Genomic DNA, 21,374 nt, shown 5'->3' on the forward strand with positions numbered 1-21,374 from the left:
TCCCGCAACTCGGCGGCCTGTTCCACGGACAGCTCCATACCAAGAGACCCTGCCACACAAGATCAAGTAACGCTGACGGAATCACAAGACACTAGTGTCGGGCCAAAACTGCCGCAGAGGACACGGACGACGTGACGGTTAACGAGGGCGAGTCGCTCCGGCTTTACAAGAAGGCTTTGAGATACGCCGAGTCGGATCCCGAGGTCTTCCTCAGCACAGCGAGAAGGGCGGCGGAGTCGATCCTCTTGGATATCGCCATGCAGGAAGCCGTCGGTTCCAAACCGACACTGGAATCCCTACTCACGGTGCTCACCACCAAACGGCTGGTTCCGCCCAAGGTCGTCCTCGCCATTCGGACCATTCAGAACTACGGCAACTTCGGCAGCCATGCCCTGGACGGTTCGGGCGAGGAGATCTCCGCCGAGGACGTGCAGCCGTGTCTCAACGCGCTGACGCAATTAGCTGTCTGGTACGGCGAAACGAGCACCTCTCTTGCGGAGAACGAGGCACGGCAGGCGCTGGCAGCTGCAGGGCGTGCCAGAGGGACGACCCGCCTTGCCGACTCCACCCTCATCGTGGTGAAAGCGCTGCTCCTCGGGTGCGGGTTCGAGGACGTGCTGGCCAAGCGGAATCACAGGGTCGTTGCCGTCCAGCTGCCCTGGTCCGACCACCTGGTCAGAGACGTGGCCCAGCGGACCCTGGATCTCGCAATCTATAACGAGCAACGCCTGCTCCGCATGCTCGACGCGGAGGAGGAAATCCGGTCCCAGGTCGTGCCCGTCGGGCGAGTGGGATACTCGATGGGCGGCCGCAATTTCTATCTCCTGGCAGCCCGCGGCGGCCGCTGGGGAGCGATGACGGCAGAGGAATTTCTCGCAGATCCGGCGGGAGCTCAGATCGCGGTGCCGAAACACAGTGACATGTTTGCCAACATTCTGGCGGCGTTCTCGACCGACGAAGCGGGTCTGGCAGAGCGCGGCGTGAGCATCCTCGATGTTCCGCACCATCTCGGTCTGGAACTTTTCCATCTGAACAGGGACGTCCTGGCGGTCGGCGGACAGAATCTCCGGATGCACGCGCGTGATGACGACGACTACTTCGAGCTGCTCAACTCCGACATGCTTCCGAACAGCGCACAGGCGGGGCTTCGCTCTGCGGCGGCCAACGTTCTCATGGCCAACCGGTCCTGGCTCAACGAGCTGAGGATGCAGCCGGGGGAGTTCCACCGGGAACTCATGCGTGGATTCCACGACATCGGCTCCGACGACGACAGGTTCGAGGAACTGGTCCACGACCTGATCGCCCACGCAACGTTTCCGCAGCAGAGCAGCCCTCACAGCAGGGAACGGCTGGTGCGGCATGTCCTGTTCGAGAGCTATCGCCTGGGGCAGCCGTGATCGCCGGGAAGCGTGTCCTCATAGCCGGTGGTACCAACTTCGACATCATCGTCCAGGCGACGAGACTCCCGGAGGAGCATGAGAAGCTCCGCGGCAACGACTACGCGGCCTTTCCCGGAGGATCTGCGGCCAACACCGCTCTGGGACTGGTGAAGCAGGGATGTACGGCCGAGCTGGTGTCCGCCGTCGGCGATGACACCCTGGGCACCGTCTGTGTCGACGGCCTGCGAGCGGGCGGGGTGGACACATCGCTGATGCGCGTCGACACAACCACGCGGACGAGCATGGCGATCGTTCTCTCCTCCACCACCGGAAAACGCATGATGACCTTCGCGGGAGCAGACCGTGACCTGGCCTTCAACGCCGTCACGGAGGAGGACGTACGCCGAGTGGATCACGTACATCTGGTCGGCGACCCCACACCCTCGCTCGGACGCCTGGCGGAGCTCGCTCACCGGACCGGCCGTTCGGTCTCCGTCGAATGGAACGGCAGGGACATGAGTCCACTTGCCCGGGGCGCATCGCTGAACCTCATGAACTCGGACGAGGCAAGCCGCCTGCCCGAGGCATCACCGGGCGATACGGTGGGCACGGCACAGCGGTACGCGAAGCTGCTCTCCGGGGATGTCATCCTGACCTTGGGGTCCGATGGTGCACTCTGGGCGTCCCCCTGCGGCCGAGTCGTCCAGGAGCCGACGACGCCTGTAGAGCCGGTGGATCGAACCGGAGGCGGTGACGCCTTCAACGCCGGAGTGATCGCCGGCTGGCTCTACGGGGAGTCACCGGCGGAATGCATGCGCAGAGGACTCGACGCCGCGCTGCACGTGATTACGAAGACAGGAGCTCAACCGTGACCCGATGGCTGGGTGTTGCCTTGCTGCCGTCTGCGGAACACACCCGTTCCGCGATCCAGTTGCAGACGGACGTGGGGGAAGACCATCGACTGCAACCCCCTCTGAGCCTTGACGGCAATCTTCCTCACGTCACCGTATTCCAGGGACCATTCCTGGACTCCCTGAGCCCGGAGCGGGACCTGGCGGCCATCGCGGATTCGATGAACCTTCCGGAGGAGATCCGGCTCGCCTCCACAGGCATCGTCTACCAGCCCACCGGTTGGGTGTTCCTCTCACTGGAGAGGCCACGGCTTCTGCGCCAACTGCAAGCAGCCGTCCTGTCGGTGCTCGCGCCCCACCTCGATCGCGCCGCGTTCGACACGTCCAAGGACACCTCGCGGTTCTCTCCTGACGAGCGGGCCAGCTTCGCCGAGTACGGCTACCGGTACACCGGGGACGCGTATGCGCCCCACATCACGCTCGGCCGCGCCGAGGAAGACATCGCCCTCAAACTCGTCGGGTCCGCCCCCGAGCGCACCTCCGTACAGAAGGAGTGGGCCTTCGACCGCCTCACTTTCTATGTGATGGGGGAACACGGGGCCCACGCGGAGAAGCTGGTGGAGCGGGTACTGGATCCGGCGTGACAGACGACTCGGAGCTTCGCACCGCGGCCGAGGAGGCCATGGACGCGGGGGTGGAGTGGCTGGCCATGGCCGGTGCGCAGTGGCGGGAGCGGAAGCTGAAACCGTCGGGTGAGGAGGTCACGGACGCTGACATCGAAGTCGAACGCCGGGTGTCACGCGTCCTGCGTCGGCTCACGCCCGAGGTTCCGATCATCGGCGAGGAGTCCGCTGCCGGCGGTCCGCTGCCGCCTACGTGCTGGCTGCTGGACCCGATCGACGGAACGATGAACTTCACCCGGGGCGCGCCCGGTTACGCGCTCTCGCTGGCCTTCGTGAAGGACCGACAGCCACTCCTGGGTGTGATCGACGCACCGGCCCTCGGCCGCCACTGGGTCACGGGGAGCACGCCTGGCCCGGCAACGGAACCGTCCGGCGCCCGGGAAGTGTCCCGCGCGGTGATCGGTATCACTGGTGCCGGAGCTGGAAATCCCAGAAACAAGGCCTTCATCGGTCGGCTGTACGGAGAGGCGTATCGGATCAGGATGCAGGGGGCCATGTCCATGGACCTGGTGGGGGTGGCCGAAGGATGGCTCGACGCCTGCATCTGCATCGGCCCGAAGCCATGGGATGTCGCGGCGGGGACTGCGCTGGTACGAGAACGGGGCATGGCAGTCCTGGGACCGGGCAGCCGGACGTTCACCTTCGACTCGCCGGTACTGGTGGCGGGCCGGGAAGCTCTGGCGAGGGAGCTGATGGATCGTTGGGAGGTGCCGCTCTGACTGCGGCCGCCGCGAGCAGCGACGCGCGCCCTCACACACCGGCCTCCACCAGGAACTCGCTCGGCCAGCCCGACCACGACACGTACAGCCCGAATGGATCGAGCGAAATTGGGTGTTCGTGTGCATCTCGACCGTGATCGATCAGCCCATCAGCCTCGCGTTCACGCTCGCGACGAACTCGTACAGTCGCCCCTCCGTGATGATCCTGTCGCCCAGCCCCACACGCTCCGGAGCCACGTCGATCACGGTCACGACGGTGCTTCCCAGGCCGATGACCACCCACCACCGCCGACCGTCGACGTCTACGCTCCAGGTGGACTTGACCCACTTGCCGGTGTCGGTCCGTACGTCGGCGGAGACCAGTTCCCAGGCATCCGGATCGAACTCGACGAGCCGGTCCGTCGGCGCGTGCCGTCCTGCCAGCCGCTCCAGCGCGTGCCGGCCGGTTCGTAGTGACACAGGCGCCCTCATGATGTGTCGCACCCGTGTGAACAGTGCGTCCGGACCGGACCGGACGTGGAATCGTGCGGTGGCGAAGCGAGGGGTCACGCTCGCGCCTCCGGCTCGCTCGCCCCGGACAGTGCGGTGACCAGAGTGGCCAGCGCCGAAGCCAGCGCGGTCAGGCCGGGGCCGGCAGGTCCGCCCGGCTCGGACATGTACACATCGCGGCGGATCTCGATCATCAGGGCGCTGACGCGCGGGTCCGTGCCGTAGTGCTTCAGCGGTACGTACGTACCGGCGAAGGGGCTGTTGATGGCGGTGCCCCCGAAACCGGCGAACGCCTTCTCGGCCTGGGCGAGGAGTTCCGGCGGGGTGTGGAACGCGTCGGCACCCAGGCAGATCGGTGGGCGGGGTCCGGAGCCGTGGAGTTCGTAGGGGAGCGGGGCCGTCGGGTAGGAGTGGACGTCGATGATGACGACGCGGCCGGTCGCGGCCAGCCGTTCGTCGACGGCGGCGGTCATGGCTTCGGCGTAGGGGCAGAAGTAGCGGTCGATCAGGGGCTCCGGATCCACATCCGGTGAGCGGAGCTGCTCGCGATGCGTGGTCTGCGTATAGACCGCGCCCATGCCGACCGCCAGCATCTCCTCGCGCTCGTCGGGGAACCGTTCGGGATCCATGACGAGCCGCGACAGGTTGTTGACGAAGCGCCAGGGCGTGACGGGAGCAGCCAGAGCGGCCTCCGCGGCCAACTCGGCGGTGTGGGAGTCCGTGATGTGGTCGAGCTCCAGCTCCAGGGCCTTGTCGTCCAGTTTGATTCCGCTACGCACCTGCTCGGGGATGTGGCGAGCCGAGTGCGGAACATGCAGCAGGGTCGATGAGGCGATCCCGCCGGGCAGAAGACGGAACGGCTGGTGCGCGTGGACCATGGGGGGTTCCTTCGGGGCGGGGCGCTCTCGGTGCTTCGACGAGGCGGAGTGCCGGGCTTGCGGCGCTCCGCCTCGTCATATCCGATTGTCTACCGACGGTGTTCGAGTGGGGCGACGGGGGTGACGGACCTGCGGGGCTCGGACCCGCTAACGGGCGGAAGCGGTCACCGGGTAGTGGTCGGAGAGGTTTGTGTACGTGTAGTCCGTGCCCCAGCTGGAGACGGTCCACGGCGTGCTCTGCTCCTTGATCACCTCGTTCGTCCAGCCCGCAGGCTTCGCGTGTCCGGTGCGGTGCAGGACGTAGTCGAGGTCCTCGCGGGGGTCGTTGGGGTAGCGGTCGGCGGCGATCGAGTTGTCCTGGGTGTCGAAGGAGTACGCGTGCCCGGTTCGGGCATCGGCTCCGGTCAGTCCGGCGTCGGCGAGCATCGACGCGTACTCGGGGGAGCGGGAATCGACGTTCATGTCGCCCGCCACGATGACCTGTTCGGATGCGGGGATGTTCTTGGCGTCGAGGAAGGCGTCGATCTGCTTGAACTGGCGGCTGCGCATCTGCGCCGCCTCGCCCGCCTTGCAGCCCGGGTCGGTCGACTGGGCGTGGGTCCCCACCACATGCACCTTGGTGCCGTTGACGTTCAGTTCGGTGTAGACGAAGCCCTTGTTGGACCACCAGTCCGCGCCGCAGGCGTCCTTGTAGATGAACTGCTCCTTGCGGACGATCGGCCACTTGCTCAGTACCGTGACGCCGCCGTCCTCCGGAGTGACGGCCGAGTAGGCGCCACCCGTGGCGTCCCAGCCGCTCTTGCTTCGGCCCATCACCGGTGTCTGGTACGGGTATTGAGCGGATGCTGTCCGTGCCAGAGCGTCGGAGGCGGAGTTGTCGAACGCTTCCTGGAGGACGACCACGTCATTGCCCTGGAAGAAGGATGCCTTCGGTATCTCCGCGGCTCGGTGGTCCTGTCCCCAGTTCGGGTAGAGGTTCTTGCTCATCAGAAACGTGTTGTACGTGAGCACGCGCAGGGACGGGACGTCGGCCGCCGATGCCTGAGGGGCGTTGGCGATCAGTGTGACGGCGGCGAGCGCGGCGGACAGAGTCACGCCGGAGGTGCGGCGGAGTGCGGTGAGCGGCACGGGGTCTCCTGCATCTGCTGATGGGGGGTGGAACAGGCAACACACATTCAATCAGCGGAAGTTACCCATGGGTAGACGTCGGGTGCCGGGACTCTTTCCGTGGGCGTACCAACGAACGAACCCTTGGTCGGTGCGGATGCATGCGTGCGGCTCACGGTCCGGATGAGACCTTGCCCACCGGCTGGCCCTCAGCCCTGCAGCGGCGAGCCAGCACCTGTGCGTCCTCCACCGTGCCGGGCTGATCCCCCGGGCACGGCAGAAAGCGTGAGGTCGAAGGACGGGATTCGCACCGCTGATGCACGGGTTTCGACAATCCGATCTGTCGGGACCGGTCGCAGTTTCAAGCCCTCACTCCAGAGAAGTGACGCCATGCGGAAGTCGTCAGCGGGCGGTGGCGTAGACGATGAGATTGTCCACCGGGTGGCCCTGGGCATCGAATGCGCCGTCGCAGGTGATCAGACGGAGGGCGCGGTCGTCGGTCGTGCCGTACACCTTCTTCGTGGGAAACGCCTTCTTGCTCACGGACTCCGTGCCGGTGACGGTGAAGTGCGTTGTCTGGCCCCGTTCGTTGCGCACGACTACGTCCGCGCCCTTGCCGATCTTCTTCAGGTCGTGGAAGACGGCCCTGCCGAACCGGGTGTCGTTGTGTCCGATGAGGACGGCTGCTCCGCGCTCGCCCGGGATCGCACCTCCGGTGTACCAGCCTGCCGTCATGCCCTTCTCCGCCGGCGGGACCTCGACGGTGCCGTCCGCGTTGAGACCGAGCGGCATCAAGGAACTGGTCACTCCGATCGACGGGATGGCCACCTGGGTGGGAACCGCGGGTTGTTCCGCCCTGCGGGAGGCGGGGGCAGTGGGGGAGTGCGTGGGGGAGCGTGCGGGAGGTGGTGGCTCCGCGGCGTGGGATGTGCAGCCGGTGACAAGGGCGAGCGTGAGACAGGCGAGAGTTGTCAGCGCGGCGGATCGCCGGGGTGTGTGGTGCGCAGGGGACATACGGGCTCCAGAGCAGGCGACAGGAGAGGCGGAGACAGACAGCGGCGCCGCCCATGAAGGGCGGCGCCACTGCGAGGGTCAGCCGCTGCGGTGTGCGGTCGTGCGGCGGCGGCGCAGCACCAGAGTGCCCGCGCCCCCGAGCAGCGCTGCGGCGGCGATCGAACCCGCGGCGGCGGCGGTGGTGTTGCTCGTCGTGCCGATCGGACGCTCGCCCGCGGCCACGCCGCCACGCGGCTCGACGGTGCCACTCCTCAAGCGCACGGCCGGGGCCCCGCTAGGCCTGTCGCCCGCGGCCACGCCGCCACGCGGCGCCACCGACGGTTCCTCGCCACGCGCGGGCTTGCTCGACCCGGCTTCCGGAGTGGGCGCCGGGGTCCCGTCGGTGGACGTCACCGAAGGCCTGGGGGTTCCGTCGGAGGGGACCGACGCGAAGGCCGTGGCGGACGGGAGAAGTACTGCGCCCGCCGCGACGGCGGTGAGGACGGCGGTGCGCAGGGTCGGACGGGGACGATGGGACATACGGGGCTCCAGTTCCAGCCCGGCCTTGGTGGTGCCTGGATGCCGATTCGCACCAGGCGCCGGGCATGCCGCCAGCCTCGCGTGAACTTATGAAGAAGCTGTCAGATCGCTGTGGTCATCGCATCAGCCCTGATGGTCCGAGGCGGCCTCGTCCGGACTGTCCGACGGTTTCGGTGGCCTGCCCGACGGTGTGCGATGCGGGCTCGCAGGCAGGCTCAGCGTGAAGACCGAGCCCTTCCCCTCCGTACTCGCGGCGCTCACCGCGCCACCGTGGGCCTCGGCGAGTTTGCGGACGATGGCCAGGCCGAGACCGCTGCCGCCGGTGCGGCGGCTCCGCGACTTCTCCGCGCGCCAGAAACGGTCGAAGACGTACGGGAGGTCCTCGGGCGAGATGCCGCTGCCGGTGTCCTCGACGTCCACGACCACCTCGTCACCTGACTCGGAGCCGTACGCGCACAGGGTCACGTGCCCGTCCGGACGTGTGTGGCGTATCGCGTTGGACACCAGGTTGCCGAGGGCCTGCCGCAGCCGTACCGGGTCGGCGGTCAGGGGAAGAGGAGGGGGCCCGGGGTCCGCCGTGCGTACCGTCAGCGTCACTCCGGCCGCCTCAGCGCGGGCCTGGTGAGCCGCGGCGACCTGGCCGAGGAGGTCGTCGATCCGTACCGGCGCCGGGTGCAGACGCAGCGCGCCGGCGTCGGCCGCGGCCAGGTCCTGGAGGTCGTCGACGATGTGCTGCAGCTGAACGGCCTCCTCAAGGAGCGAGGAGACGAAAGCCGCGTCGAGGTCGGCCACGCCGTCCTGCGCCGCCTCCAGCCAGCCGCGGATGTTGCTCAGCGGGGTGCGCAATTCGTGGGCGACATCGCTGACCATCACCTTTCGCTGTTCCTCAAGGCGTGCACGATGCGCCGTCATGTCGTTGAAGGTGGCGGCGAGTCGTCCGATCTCGTTGTCCGCCGTGACAGGTACGGGCGCCGACTCCTCACCGTCCCGCATCCGCTCCGCGGCACCGGTGAGCGCCTGCAGCGGCCGTACGAGCCGGACTCCTGCCAGCACCGAGGCGCCGACGGTGAGGGCGAGGACCAGGGCCGCGACACCTGCGATACGGGCGGTGTTCGCCGGTGAAAGATCGAAACCGGGGACGGTGGCGCCGCCCGCGTCCCCGATGAACAGCAGCGCGGGCGAGGCGACGTACGAACTGAGCTGCTCGCGGCGGGCGGCGCCGACGCACGACGCGATCGCCCGGTCGTTGTCACTGCTCTGAACGGCCGGCACAGGGGCAGGGGTGGCGAGGCGGCGGGCCGGGCCCATGCTTAGTTCCGGCTCGGTGTCCCCCCAGGAAAGGTCCAGGCGCAGGTGGACACCCGCGCGGCCTTGGCGGTCCAGGCAGGCGTCGGCCAGCCGATTGAGCGCGCCGAGCGCCTTCTTCTCGGTTTCGGTGGGACTGTCCAGCGCGTCGGTCGAGCACCTGGTGCCCAGGATGCGGTCGGGGTCGTTGCCGACGATCTGGACGCGGGGGCGCCCGCTCGGTCCCTCGACGACGTCCGCGGCGATCCCGGCGTCGTTCAGGCACGCCACACCCCGGTCGGCGGTGCGACGCAACTGCGTGCGTTCCGCCGCGGGCAGACGGAACGGTCCGACGGCCCGCGGGTCGACACGGTCGGCAGCGGTGCCGGTCGCTCCGGAGGACTGCGCCGCCAGAGCTGTGTCCACGGAGAGCGGGTCGACTACGGCCGACGCCTGCGCGGGAAGTGCGGGAGAGGACGCCCCCGTTGCCGAGTCGGCGATGATCTCCCGGCCCTCGGTGGTCAGAGCGATCCGGCGGCCCGACCCCGTCGCCAGTTCGCGCACCTTCCTGTCGACACCGTCCCACCGGGAATGGCCCGCCGCGTAGCCGAGCAGCGTGTTGTAGATCCGGGCATCCGCAGTGAGGTTCTGGCCCTGCTCCTGCTTGATGGCACCGGAAGTGGTCTGTACGGCGAGCCAGGCGGTGGCCGCCACCGAACAGGCCGCCACCAGCGCCGATACGGCCAGCAGCCGCACGAGCAGACTCTTGCGGAGCGGCAGTCGCCGGCGGGCCGGCCGGCCACGGCTACGCACGCGCCGCGCCCCTTGCGGGGTCGGTCAGTTTGTACCCGACTCCGAAGACGGTGAGCAGCCGGGACGGCTTTCGCGGGGCGGGCTCGATCTTCTTGCGCAGATTCATGATGTGCACGTCGACCGTGCGGTCGCTGATGTACCGGTCGAAGCCGTGCAGTTCCTCCAGGAGCCGCTGCCTGCTGAAGACCCGGTCGGGCTCGGCGGCCATCGCGGCGAGGATGCGGAACTCGCCCGGCGTGCATTCCACCGACGTACCGTCGACCGATATCTCGTGCCGGGCCGGGTCAACTCTGAGTCCGCCCACGCAGAGCACCTCATCACCGGCGTCCGCGGAGGGGGCCGCCTGTCCTGGCCGATTCGTGCGGCGCAAAAGCGTCCGGACCCGGGCCATCAGTTCGCGAGGGCTGTAGGGCTTGGTCATGTAGTCGTCCGCGCCCAGGTCGAGACCGAGCAGCAGATCGTCCTCGGTGGTCCGGGCCGTCAGTATAAGCACCGCCAGCTCCCGGTGCTCGGCGCGCAGGACACGCACCACATCGAGCCCGTCCGCCCGGGGCATCATCACATCGAGGACCAGCAGGTCGGGCTCCCCGTGCCGCACCTCGTCGAGCGCGGCGAGACCGTCCCCGACGACGGTGACCGCGTGGCCCTCGCGTTCGAGGTAGCGGCGTACGAGTTCGGCCTGTTTCTCGTCGTCTTCGGCGACGATGACGTTTGCACACACGCGGTCGATCGTAGGTGAGTTCGGGGCGTTGTCCGGTGGGCAAGTGGTCGGCGCAGATGCTTCCCGCAGGCGGGCTTTCGTGCACGACGGGTTGGCGTAGCCGTTGACCCGCACGAAGTCGGCGGAGGCGGCGCGACCCTGTGCGCCGTGCAGGGATCCGGGAACGCTCCCGCACCGGTCGAGGCGGATTCCGGCCGGCCTGCTAGCTTTGCCCGATCGAACGAGAGGCCCGGGTGCGATCCCGCGGCGCGGGCAGGGCGGCGGTGGAAACCTTGGGCGTACCCCTCCACTGGCTGATCGGCCGCGCCGAGCTGCGGCTGACGGTGCTGGCCGGGCGGGACGGGCTCGACCGGGAGGCCGTCTGGGCCCACAGCATCGATCTGGCCGACCCCGTTCCCTGGCTGAGCGGCGGCGAACTGCTGCTCACCACCGGACTGCGACTGCCGGAAGCGGAGGCCGGGCAGCAGGCGTACATCCAGCGGTTGGCGGATGTCGGTGTGGCCGCTGTCGGCTTCGGCACGGGACTCTCGCACCCGCACGTTCCCGCGGTCGTCGTGGATGCGGCCGACAAGGTGGGACTGCCCCTGCTCGAAGTGCCGCTGCCCACGCCGTTCGTCGCGATCACCAAGGCCGTGATGGAACGCCTGGCCGAGCTGCAGTACGAGGGAGTCGTACGGGCCTCCCGCGTCCAGCCCCGGATGACCCGGGCCGCGCTGCGCGACGGCGCCAGGGCCGTCGTACGGGAACTGGCCGTCTCGACGCACACCACGGTGCTGTACCTGGACGACGCCGGTGCGGTGCGTGCCGCTCATCCGTCCGGTTCGGCGGGCGTCGACCCCGGTGTGCTCGCCGAGCTGAGGAGCGCCGGCGGGAACGACCGGGCGACGGAGGCGCTGAGCGCCGGACCGCACGGGGTGGTCGTCGCCCAACAGGTCCGCGTGGGCCCGCGCACCCACGGCAGACTCGTGCTGGCCGCCGACCGGGAACTGACCGCCGTCGACCACCTGTTGCTCGGGCATGCGGCGTCGCTGATCGCGCTCCAGGCCGAGAAGCCTCTGCGCCTGCAGGACGAACAGCACCGGGTCAACAGCCTCTTCCTGCGCATGGTCCTGGATGGGGCACTCCCCTTGCGTACCGCCCGTGACCACCTGACGGAGGCCGGCTTCCCGGCTCGCAACGGCATCCGCGTCCTCGTACTGAGCGGGCCGAGCCCGCGGCAGGCCCTCGACACGGTGGGCCCCCGCCTCGCCGAGATCGGTCTGCCGCGGTTCGGTGCCGTACGCGAGGGGCGTGCCGTGCTCCTGCTGCCCGGGGACGGCCCCCGAGGGGGGATGCGAGCGGGTGGGGACGACGGTCCCGCAGAGAGCGACGGACGCGGCGGCGCCACTGGTATCGGTATCGCCCGGGGCCTTGTCGACGATGCGGTCGCACGGTTCGGGCCGCGCCTCTGGGCCGGGCTCAGCCTTGTGCACGAGCCCGACGCCGGGCAGCAGGCGCTCCAGGAGGCGAGCAACGCGGCCGCGGTCGCCGAGGCGCGCGGCCGGTCGGGGCTCGTCGCCTTCGAGTCGCTGGCCGGACACGTGCTCGCCAGCGCCCCCGAGACCCGAGACGTCCTGCGCCGGGTGGCCGCCGCACGGTTCGCGCCGCTGGCCGCGCAGGACCGGGACAACGGCACAGAACTCCTCGCTTCCCTCCGCGCGTTCCTGGAACACCACGGGCAGTGGGGTGCCGCATCCGCAGCCCTGGAGGTCCACCGGCACACGCTGCGCAGCCGAATGGAGCGGATCCAGACACTGCTGGGCGTGGATCTCGACTCCGCGCACGTACGGGCCGAGTTGCTGCTCGCGCTGGCCGCCTGGGAGGGGACCCCGGACCAATGACCGGGCGGCCGGCCCGTCGCTGGTCCGCGGGGCGGCGAGCACGTGGCCGGACGTGCCGAGCCAACCGCGCCCCGAGGTCGGCGGCCATGGACGTATTGGAGCGCCCACTGAGCGATGGGCGGGACATTCTGTCCACTGCGTGAGGGGCTGAGGCATGCGGAGAATGACGGCCTCGTCATCCCGATGCGCTCCAGGACGGTGCGTACGGACGCATACGGACGCATACGGAAGGGAACGCCGATGGAGCAGCACGCAGGCAGTGACCGCGCCCCGCAGGCCGCCGCTCCGCCGGAGGGAGTCCCGCGCCTGCGCCACCCGGTGGCGGGGCAGTGGCGCACCGGTGCGGGCGAAGAACTGGTCGGCCCGAAGGAACAGGGCCGTGCCGCCCGCGACTTCTTCACCACGACCACCACGGTCTATCCGCGCGCCTCCCAGGCAGGAACCCGATGACCGACGCTTCTCGACTGCCGCTGTCCGGCGTGCTGGTGGCCGACTTCGGCCGGGTGCTCGCGGCACCCTACGCGACCATGCTCCTCGCCGACCTCGGCGCGGATGTGATCAAGGTGGAGCAGCCGGGAACCGGTGACGACACCCGGGCGTGGGGCCCGCCGAAGGCACAGGGGGAGGCCACCTATTTTCTCTCCGTCAACCGCAACAAGCGATCCTTCGCCGTGGATCTGCGCGACCCTACGGGCCGCCGCAGGGCGACGGAACTGATCCGCCGAGCGGACGTGGTGTTCGAGAACTTCCGCCCCGGCACGATGGACAAGTACGGGCTCGCCTACGAGCGGGCCCGCGAACTCAACCCCGGCCTCGTGTACTGCTCGGTGACCGGCTTCGGAGCGGGCAAGGGTGCGGCGCTGCCCGGCTACGACCTGCTGATCCAGGCCGTCGGCGGACTGATGAGTGTCACCGGACCGACCCCCGGGCAACCGGTCAAGACGGGTGTCGCGCTGGTCGACGTACTCACCGGGCTGCATGCCGCGATGGGGGTCATGGCTGCCCTGCGTCATCGGGATGCGACCGGCGAGGGTCAGCATGTCGAGGTCAACCTGCTGTCGTCGCTGCTGTCCGGCATGGTCAACCAGTCCGCCGGCTACACACTCGCCGGTCAGGTGCCGGGCATCCTGGGCAACCGCCATCCGTCGATCGCCCCGTACGAGGTCTACGAGACGGCGGACCGGCCACTCGTCGTCGCTGTCGGCAACGACCGCCAGTTCGCCGCGCTGTGCCGGGGCCTGGACGCGGCCGGTCTGGCCGTGGACCCGCGGTTCGCCACCAACACCGACCGGGTGGCCCACGTCGACGCGCTCGCCGAAGAGCTCTCCGTACGGCTCCGGCGGCGCACGGCGGACGAATGGTTCGAGCTCCTCACTCCGCTCGGCGTGCCGTGCGGTCCGGTGAACGACCTTGCCGGGGCCTTCGACCTGGCCGAACAGCTGGGGCTTGCGCCGCGCGTCACCCCGGACGACGCGGGCGCCGAGGCCGAGGGCGGGCACGACGGTCCGATGAACCTCGTGGCCAACCCCATCGGGCTGTCCCGTACCCCGGTCCACTACCCACGGCGCCCGCCCCGGCTGGGCGAGCACACCGACTCCATCGCCGACTGGCTCGACAGCTGACCCGGCCACTGCTGCAACCCGCCCCAACCACTGCGTACACCTCAGTACACCCTCCCAGGAGCACATGATGAGCGACAACAAGCCGATGAAGGACCCCCTCGCCCTGCTGGACATCGCCTCGGTGCTCAGCGACGAGGAACGCGAAATCCAGGCCACAGTCGCCAAGTTCCTCGCCGACCGGGTACGCCCGCACATCGGCGAGTGGTTCGAGAACGCGCACTTCGCCCGCGAACTCGCCCCCGAACTCGGCAAGCTGGGCGTTCTCGGCATGCACCTGGAGGGCTACGGCTGCGCGGGCGTCAGCGCTGTCGGCTACGGGCTCGCCTGCCTGGAACTCGAGGCCGCCGACTCAGGCTTCCGCAGCTTTGTGTCCGTCCAGGGTTCGCTCTCGATGTACTCGATCCGGAAGTGGGGGTCCGAGGAGCAGAGGCAGGAGTGGTTGCCCCGGCTCGCCGCGGGGGAAGCCATCGGTTGCTTCGGCCTCACCGAACCCGACTTCGGCAGTGACCCGGCGGGGATGCGTACGCGTGCCGTCCGTGACGGCGGCGACTGGATCCTCAACGGCTCCAAGATGTGGATCACCAACGGCGGTATCGCCGACGTGGCCACGGTCTGGGCGCAGACCGAGGACGGCGTCCGGGGCTTCCTCGTGCCACGCGGCACGCCCGGCTTCACCACCAGCGACATCAAGCAGAAGATGTCGCTCCGGGCGTCGATCACCTCCGAGCTCCACTTCGACAACGTCCGCCTGCCGGAATCCGCCCGGCTTCCCGGGGCCCAGGGGCTGAGGGGTCCGCTCTCGTGCCTGAACGAGGCCCGGTTCGGCATCCTCTTCGGTGCAGTCGGCGCGGCCCGTGACTGCCTGCAGACGGCCATCGACTATGCGGACGCGCGCGTCCAGTTCGGCAGGCCGATCAGCGCCTTCCAGCTCACCCAGCGCAAGTTCGCCGACATGGCACTCTCCCTCGGCAATGCGGGGCTGCTCGCTCTCCACCTCGGCCGACTCAAGGAACTCGGCACCCTCCGCCCCGAGCAGGTGAGTGCGGGCAAGCTGAACAACGTACGGGAGGCACTGGCCATCGCCCGCGAGTGCCGGACGGTGCTCGGGGCCAACGGCATCTCCTTGGAGTACTCGCCGCTGCGGCACGCCAACAACCTCGAGTCGGTGCTCACGTACGAGGGCACCAGCGAGGTGCACACACTGGTCGTCGGGCAGGCCCTCACCGGTCAGGCCGCCTATCGCTGAGGTGGCTCAGGACAAGGATGCGCGTTGCCTGGGGCATGACGCTGCTCGCCTACGGCCTCAACCACCGCTTCCGGGTGGCGCGTTCAACTGAATGATCGAGGCGCCCGCCGAGCCCGCCGAGCCCGCCGCGACAGGCGCGCCCGCAGACGAGGTCCTCAGCTGATCGGCAGCGCCGCGTCGGCGCGCTCGGCGGTCGAGGGCGTGGGCGTGGGCGAGGTCGCATGCGAGGGAGTGGCTGTGGGCGGTGCGTGGGCAACTGGCGTATTTTCGCGGTGACTTGCGGCTGGTGACTGTTGCAGCCCGGCGGTGAACCGGCACCCGCGCGGTCGCCCGCCGGGCCACTTCATCCACCCGCCGTACCTGCCCGGAATCGGAGCGAGCTGCTCGTCAACCGCTGTGAGCTGGTGGCGTCTGCGCCCCGATGGGCTGCTCGCGGTCTGCGTCCTTGTCCGCAAGGAGGTCTGCGCCGTCGCCGAACGGCGCCCAAGAAATTGGCGAGTACACGCCCATTGTCAGGGTCGCGGCGAAGGGGTTACATGGTCCCCGCACGCGGACGAAAGCGCTTTCTGTCGATCGGGAGACCCCGGTCGACTGCCCCTTCGCTGCCCCATTGCTCCCGCTGGGAGGCTGTATGACATCGCCCCGCACCAGACGCTACTCACTCGCCGTCGCCGCGCTCGCCGCGACCGCCTCGCTTGCCGCCGCCACGTTTCCGGCCCAGGCGGCCCGTCCCTCAACCGTCCACACTCCGCTGCGAGCCCAGGCTGTGGCGGCGTACGACTTCGGACACCCGGACCCCGCCGATCCCGGTCGCGAGCAGGACATCGGGCGCTCCGGCACCACGCTCAGCCTGATCAACGGCGGTTCCGCGATGCGCGTGGCCGACGAGGCGTACCCGGGCGCTTCGCCCGCCTTGCAGGTACGTCAGCAGAATCCGGCCACCGCGGGCAACGACGACTGGAAGGCCGGGGCCTGGGACGCCGAGGGCATGTCGTCCCTCGGGGCCTTCAACAGTGCCCGGGGTGCCACCGTCATGGGCTGGTTCAAGATGACGGGCGACAATCCCGCTCTCAACTCCAATACGGCCAACCCGAGCGACCGCTACAACGCCATCGGGCTGGCCGGCGTACTGTCCGGAACCTCTGACGGTCACGCAGTGCGTGCGCTGCTCGAACTCATTCAGGTCAATGGTGAGTTGAAGCTGGTCGCGCTGGGCAGACGCCTGGACAGCGGTGCCTCCCAGACGTTCGCTGCCGGCGCCCCCTGGGAAGAACTGCTGCCCCGCGGTGAATGGGTCCACCTGGCCGCGACGTTCGACTTCCGTGACGGCACCCTCGCCCTCTACCGCGACGGCAAGCCCCTGGATGGCTTCTACGTCACGCCGGGCGACCCCTGGGAACTCGCCACCACGCCGGCGCCCCACCGCGCCTCGCCCACCGATCCCCGCGGCATCAAGATCGGCGGCAGCTTCCCCCAGAACACCCGGGAGAACAACGCCTGCGACTGCCGCATGGACGACCTTCTGTTCCTGGACCGCCCGGTGCCGGCCGGAGCGGTGGCGGCGGAGTACCGGCGCATGACGGGGGGCCGCTGACCGGTGTCGTCCCTGGATCGTTCTTACCCTGCCTACTTGTCGCGCCGGACCGGAGGGACCCACATGGCGTCACGACGTACCTACCGAAGGAATTGGGCGGCTGTGGCCGTCAGCGCAGCCCTCGCCCTGGGCGGTCTCGCCGCGCCGTCCCATGCCGACGAGCCCGCCGCGGCGACAGCCGCCCTGACCGACCCCATTCCGCAGAAGCCCGTCCAGTCCAGGACGGAACTCGTCCTGCAGGAGTTCACGCAGTTCCCCAAGTCGCAACCCGTCCCGGCGCCGACGGATCCGCGCCTGATGCGCCACGCACGGATCAACACCATCAATGAACTCCCCGACGGCTCCGGCCGGATGGCGACCCCCGACCTGAACGGCACCCTGTATCTCACCGACCCCGGCGCCGCGACGCGCACCTCCGGGGGCACCCCGCACCCCTACCTGGACGTCAAGGCAGCATTCCCGCACTTCTTCTCGGGCCGCGGTCTCGGTCAGGGCTTCGGGTACGCCGCATTCCACCCGGAGTTCGGAGCGAACGGGCGCTTCTACACCGTCCACACCGAACTCGCCTCGCAGGCCACCGAGACTCCCGATTACCAGCAGGCCGGCACGCCCACCTATCACGGCATCATCACTGAGTGGACCGCCGACGACCCCTCCGCCGCCGTCTTCCACGGCACCCATCGCGAGGTGCTGCGTATCGGCTTCTCCGGCCAGGTCCATGGCATTCAGCAGATCGACTTCAATCCGACGGCCAAGCCCCACGACGAGGACTACGGCCTTCTCTACCTCGCGGTGGGCGACGGAGGGCAGGGTGTCGGCAACAGCGAGCCGCAGAACCTGACGCTCCCACACGGCAAACTTCTGCGGATCGACCCCGCGGGCCGTGACAGTGCCAACGGCCGGTACGGCATCCCCGCGTCCAACCCGTTCGTCGGTGAGCCCGGTTCGCTCGGGGAGATCTACGCGATAGGCATGCGGGACCCGCACCGCTTCAGCTGGGACGCGGGCGGCAGCCACCGTATGTATCTCGGCCACATAGGCGAGCACGCCATCGAGTCGGTGTACGAGGTCAAGCCCGGGGACAACTTCGGCTGGAGCGAGCGCGAGGGCGCCTTCGCATTCGACAAGAAGACCACCGACCCGTGCGCCCGCATCCTTCCCCTTCCCGCCGACGACGCCCAGTACGGCTACACCTACCCGGTCGCCGCCTACGACCACGACCCGGGACCCAAGTGGGACTGCCGGTCCGATGTGGGCCGCGCCATTGCCGGAGGCTTCGTCTACCGCGGGAAAGACGCGCCGGCACTGCGTGGAAAGTACATCTTCGGTGACCTCGTGGACGGCCGGATCCTGGCCGCGAACACCCGCGACATGCACCGCGGCGCCGATCTCGCGCCGCTCGAGCAGCTGATGCTGTTCGACAAGTCCACCGGGAAGACGGTCACCATGCGCGACCTCGCCGGTGACCAACGTGTCGACCTGCGCTTCGGCTCCGACCGCAGCGGCGGCCTGTACATCGTCTCGAAGGCCAACGGCAAGGTCTGGAAGGTGACCGGGACCCGCACCTTCGCCGACTGCGAGATCGGCAACACCCCCACCACCCACACCACCGGTCCCGACAACTGGGCGCCGGTCACCCCGGCCAAGTGGGCGTACACCGAACGCGAGACGATCCTGGCCGAGCCGGGCGTCGCCCGCCCGGGACCGCGCCGCCCCTTCGAGTACGCCGTCCTGACCGCGGGCCCGCGCTACTCCTCCGTCACCGTCGAGGCAGAGGTCCGGATCGACACCCCCGTCGAGATCACCAACCGTGACGTCATTCTCATCTGGGACTATCAGTCGGACACCCGATTCCAGTACGCGCACTTGTCGAGCGACAACAGCATCTACCCGCACAACGGAATGTTCACAGTCAATGATGCCGACCGGCTGCGCATCGACGACCAGTGGAACGGAACCTTCGGTGCACCTCCGGCGATCAAGGACGACGGATGGCACAAGGTGCGCCTCACCCACTGCGCAGACACCGGTGAGACCGCCGTTTACCTGGACGGCAGCCGCAACCCGCTGATCACGGCCACCGACCCGGTCTTCGCCTCGGGCCGGGTGGGCTTCGGATCCTTCGACAACGAGGGCCGCGTCCGTCACCTGAAGGTGACAGGCACTCCGGCCGTCGACTGACCGCGCGGGAGCGGGCCGAGACCGTCGGCCCGCTCCCGCACCGTCACGGGGACAAGCCCTCGCTCCCGCTTCCCGGCAGTTTTCGCAGCGCCCCGAACCCAACGGGGACCCGTTGCCGACAGCGAAGAATCATCTCCTCCCCCCGTCAGCCCCTGCGGCCGCCGGCAGACCGGTTACGGTTCAATAGTGACCGCCTGGTCCCGCGGAACCGTGGTCTTCACCGGGCCCGGGGCCGCTGGCATGCTGCGGGACGGCGGCCGTACGACAGGACAGGCAGGGCCGGTGTGATGAGGATGTACTTCGCGCCCGAGGAGACCGAGGAATACGAGGCAGCGCGTTCGCTGCTGATCCGCCGGATGGGTCAGTGGGCCCGCGAGCACGGTGAGAGCGTGGATCCGTTCGTCGTCGAGACGGCGCTCGACTATCGCCACCGAGGTACCTCCGACGGGCGGCTGGGGCTGTGGGAGCCCCGGCACATCGAGGAGTATCTGCTGGACTGGCTGCCGCACACGGCCACCGTGCTGCCCGGCGAAGAGCCGGCGGATGCGCCCGGCACGCTTGCAGCCCTGCTGCGCTACCTCGATGCGATGGGCCTCAGCGACCCACGCGGTGCCTCGTCGGCCGACAACCTTGCTGCGGTCGAGACCCTCGCACCGCGATACGCCCCCGCCATGGCTGACCGCGGCCGCTGGGGAATGGCGAAGTTCTGGGCGGTCACCGCAGCCGAGCAGGGGATCGATGTCCAGGATCCGGCGGCGCTTCAATGCTTCGTTGAGCAAGCTCAGCAAGGCGAGGTGCCGTACGACCAGGACGTACTGGACGAGGTGGTGCGCAACCACCTGACGCGCGGCCCGGCAGCCGTGACACGCGCCGAACCGCAGCTGCCCGTCCTGCTGCCCGCGGAGAAGGAGCTGCGTGCACGGGCCGAGACGTCCCGCGCGCTTCGGTGGCTGCGGGGGATCGCCGACTGGGCGGGCCCTGACGGGCGCGTGCTCACCGCGACGGGCAACCTGCGAATGGCGGACGCGCGAGCCCTCGTCGCCGAGCTGGGGACAGGCGACGCGGTGGATACGGTGCGCTCCTCCACGCAGCTGCCGCGGCTGAGGCTTGCGGTCGAGTGGGCGAAGAAGGCCCGGCTGGTACGGGTGGTCAAGGGGCGGCTCTACGCGGTCGCCAAGGCGCAGCCCCTGCTGAAGGACCCGCTCGCGCTGTGGCGGCACGCCTTCGAGACCTTCTCCGAGCTGCGCGTGCCACTCCTGGGTGCCCGCAGCGGCCGACACGCCGAGTCGATGCTCTTCGACAGCTTCGAGGACACCATGCCGGATGTGCTCAGCACCCTCTACAGCCTGCCGCACGCCATGCCCTGGCCCCGGCTGCGCGACTCGCTGCACCTGCGCTACCGCGCCGAGTACGAACTGACCGGGCACTACGCCTGGCAGAGGGAACTCGGACATGCGGATCGTGATCTGCGCACCGCATTGGACGTGCTGGAGGACCTGGGCGCGATCAAGCGGCACGAGGGCATGGCCGACCCGGTCTTCCTCGACATACCGCTCGAGGAGTCCGTGCTGCCGCCTGCCGGGATGCCGCCGGAGCTCGCCGAGCTGTTCGGCGCCGTCGCCGGTGGACACGGGGAGACCGAGGATGCCGCAGAGCGGAGCAAGGAGCAGCGGGCGGAACTGACCGATGGACCATTCGAGTTGATCCGTCTCACCGCCCTCGGCCACGATTCCGTACGCCGTCGGCTGCTCGCCGAGGGGCGGGATGCCCCGCGCGTCGGTGAACTCGCCCACGCCCCCGCCGCCGGGGTCCTCGGGGTCATCGCCGAGCACTACGACCCGGACGCCGCCCGCACCGAACTCGCTGCCTGGGTCGCCGCCCGGGAGAGCCCTGCCGAGGCGCTGGAGAAGCTGACCGACGCGGTGCGCACGACTCCGTTCCGTACCCGCGCCGAAGCCCTGCTGGACGCACTCGTCGACGCGTACCCGAACGGCGAGGCCCTGCTGCGCGGCCTGCGCGGCGACCCGCTCCTCGGCCCCACTGCCCTGAGTGTCCTGGTGCGCCGGGAGGTCCTCGGTGCCGAGGACCTCAATGAGCCCGAGAGCCTCGTCATGGTCGCCGAGAGCCTGCTCCAGCTCCTGGAGACAGCGGGCCCCGAAGGCTTGCTCGAAATCCTGGGAAGCCAGGAAGTCTCCGCCCATAAGGCTCTTGAGGCCGCTCTCGCATCCGGTCACCCCGACCAGGCGGGTCTGGCTGACCTGAGGACGGTCGCCGAGCAGGCCCGTCGGCGGCCGGCCGCGCATCTCGGCCGCAGCCATCAGCGGCGCCGACCGGGCGCAAGCGGCAGGGGCAGGGGCGGCAGGCGGCGGCACTGACGCCGCCGAGAACGAGGCC

18 protein-coding genes and 1 pseudogene are annotated in these 21,374 nt (G+C 69.3%); 12 read left to right on the forward strand and 7 right to left on the reverse strand.

Annotated features, from left to right (window positions below):
• Nucleotides 1-131: 131 nt before the first annotated feature.
• The 4 genes from AB0915_RS15760 to AB0915_RS15775 are packed head-to-tail and all read left to right on the forward strand — an operon-like array spanning nt 132 to nt 3,632.
• Nucleotides 132-1,397, forward strand: a complete 1,266-nt coding sequence (locus AB0915_RS15760) for a DUF4145 domain-containing protein (protein ID WP_366691615.1) — start codon at nt 132-134, stop codon at nt 1,395-1,397.
• The gene (locus AB0915_RS15765; protein WP_366691616.1) at nt 1,394-2,251 is read left to right on the forward strand and encodes a carbohydrate kinase family protein; all 858 of its coding nucleotides are present in this window, start codon (nt 1,394-1,396) and stop codon (nt 2,249-2,251) included. Before AB0915_RS15760 ends, AB0915_RS15765 begins: the two co-directional genes overlap by 4 nt.
• Entirely contained in the window at nt 2,248-2,874 is a 627-nt protein-coding gene (locus AB0915_RS15770; RefSeq protein ID WP_366691617.1) for a 2'-5' RNA ligase family protein, read from the forward strand. Before AB0915_RS15765 ends, AB0915_RS15770 begins: the two co-directional genes overlap by 4 nt.
• Entirely contained in the window at nt 2,871-3,632 is a 762-nt protein-coding gene (locus AB0915_RS15775) for an inositol monophosphatase (RefSeq protein ID WP_366691618.1), read from the forward strand. Before AB0915_RS15770 ends, AB0915_RS15775 begins: the two co-directional genes overlap by 4 nt.
• Before the next feature lie 141 nt (nt 3,633-3,773).
• On the opposite strand, the gene AB0915_RS15780 is transcribed toward AB0915_RS15775, so the two are convergent.
• The 3 genes from AB0915_RS15780 to sph all read right to left on the reverse strand — a co-directional run bounded on the left by AB0915_RS15780 (nt 3,774) and on the right by sph (nt 6,127).
• Nucleotides 3,774-4,091, reverse strand: coding sequence for a hypothetical protein (locus AB0915_RS15780; protein ID WP_366691619.1), 318 nt, complete (start codon nt 4,089-4,091; stop codon nt 3,774-3,776).
• A gap of 86 nt (nt 4,092-4,177) precedes the next feature.
• Entirely contained in the window at nt 4,178-4,999 is an 822-nt protein-coding gene (locus tag AB0915_RS15785) for an N-formylglutamate amidohydrolase (protein WP_366691620.1), read from the reverse strand.
• A 147-nt stretch (nt 5,000-5,146) separates the two neighbouring features.
• Complete coding sequence (gene sph / locus AB0915_RS15790) at nt 5,147-6,127, reverse strand: sphingomyelin phosphodiesterase (RefSeq protein WP_366691621.1); 981 nt, start codon at nt 6,125-6,127, stop codon at nt 5,147-5,149.
• 178 nt (nt 6,128-6,305) lie between these two features.
• Here sph and AB0915_RS15795 point away from each other — a divergent pair.
• Nucleotides 6,306-6,395: pseudogene (locus AB0915_RS15795) on the forward strand (hypothetical protein); the annotation flags it as partial.
• A 113-nt stretch (nt 6,396-6,508) separates the two neighbouring features.
• On the opposite strand, the gene AB0915_RS15800 reads toward AB0915_RS15795, so the two are convergent.
• From AB0915_RS15800 to AB0915_RS15815, 4 genes are all read right to left on the reverse strand, one after another.
• Nucleotides 6,509-7,120: a class F sortase gene (locus AB0915_RS15800; protein ID WP_366691622.1), complete on the reverse strand. Its 612-nt coding sequence runs from the start codon at nt 7,118-7,120 to the stop codon at nt 6,509-6,511.
• A 78-nt stretch (nt 7,121-7,198) separates the two neighbouring features.
• Nucleotides 7,199-7,639, reverse strand: coding sequence for a hypothetical protein (locus tag AB0915_RS15805; protein WP_366691623.1), 441 nt, complete (start codon nt 7,637-7,639; stop codon nt 7,199-7,201).
• A 123-nt stretch (nt 7,640-7,762) separates the two neighbouring features.
• The gene (locus tag AB0915_RS15810) at nt 7,763-9,736 is read right to left on the reverse strand and encodes a HAMP domain-containing sensor histidine kinase (protein ID WP_366691624.1); all 1,974 of its coding nucleotides are present in this window, start codon (nt 9,734-9,736) and stop codon (nt 7,763-7,765) included.
• Nucleotides 9,729-10,457 (reverse strand): response regulator transcription factor, encoded by a 729-nt coding sequence (locus AB0915_RS15815; protein ID WP_366691625.1) that lies wholly within the window; start codon nt 10,455-10,457, stop codon nt 9,729-9,731. Before AB0915_RS15815 ends, AB0915_RS15810 begins: the two co-directional genes overlap by 8 nt.
• Before the next feature lie 272 nt (nt 10,458-10,729).
• Between AB0915_RS15815 and AB0915_RS15820 the strand changes: the two genes are divergently transcribed.
• From AB0915_RS15820 to AB0915_RS15850, 7 genes are all read left to right on the forward strand, one after another.
• A complete protein-coding gene (locus AB0915_RS15820) occupies nt 10,730-12,337 on the forward strand; it encodes a PucR family transcriptional regulator ligand-binding domain-containing protein (protein ID WP_366691626.1) in 1,608 nt (535 codons plus the stop codon).
• Nucleotides 12,338-12,577: 240 nt separating this feature from the next.
• Nucleotides 12,578-12,787 (forward strand): hypothetical protein, encoded by a 210-nt coding sequence (locus AB0915_RS15825; RefSeq protein ID WP_366691627.1) that lies wholly within the window; start codon nt 12,578-12,580, stop codon nt 12,785-12,787.
• Nucleotides 12,784-13,959 carry a CoA transferase gene (locus AB0915_RS15830; RefSeq protein ID WP_366691628.1) on the forward strand — a complete coding sequence of 392 codons (1,176 nt, stop codon included), beginning with the start codon at nt 12,784-12,786 and terminating at the stop codon, nt 13,957-13,959. Before AB0915_RS15825 ends, AB0915_RS15830 begins: the two co-directional genes overlap by 4 nt.
• Before the next feature lie 67 nt (nt 13,960-14,026).
• On the forward strand, nt 14,027-15,205 hold the full coding sequence (locus AB0915_RS15835; RefSeq protein ID WP_366691629.1) for an acyl-CoA dehydrogenase family protein: 1,179 nt from the start codon (nt 14,027-14,029) through the stop codon (nt 15,203-15,205).
• Nucleotides 15,206-15,836: 631 nt separating this feature from the next.
• The gene (locus AB0915_RS15840) at nt 15,837-16,799 is read left to right on the forward strand and encodes a hypothetical protein (RefSeq protein ID WP_366691630.1); all 963 of its coding nucleotides are present in this window, start codon (nt 15,837-15,839) and stop codon (nt 16,797-16,799) included.
• Nucleotides 16,800-16,901: 102 nt separating this feature from the next.
• Nucleotides 16,902-18,980 (forward strand): PQQ-dependent sugar dehydrogenase, encoded by a 2,079-nt coding sequence (locus tag AB0915_RS15845; protein ID WP_366691631.1) that lies wholly within the window; start codon nt 16,902-16,904, stop codon nt 18,978-18,980.
• Between the two features lie 287 nt (nt 18,981-19,267).
• Nucleotides 19,268-21,355 (forward strand): hypothetical protein, encoded by a 2,088-nt coding sequence (locus AB0915_RS15850; RefSeq protein WP_366691632.1) that lies wholly within the window; start codon nt 19,268-19,270, stop codon nt 21,353-21,355.
• The last annotated feature ends 19 nt before the right edge of the window (nt 21,356-21,374 follow it).

It is taken from the genome of Streptomyces sp. NPDC048411, assembly GCF_040704695.1.
Classification (GTDB): domain Bacteria; phylum Actinomycetota; class Actinomycetes; order Streptomycetales; family Streptomycetaceae; genus Streptomyces.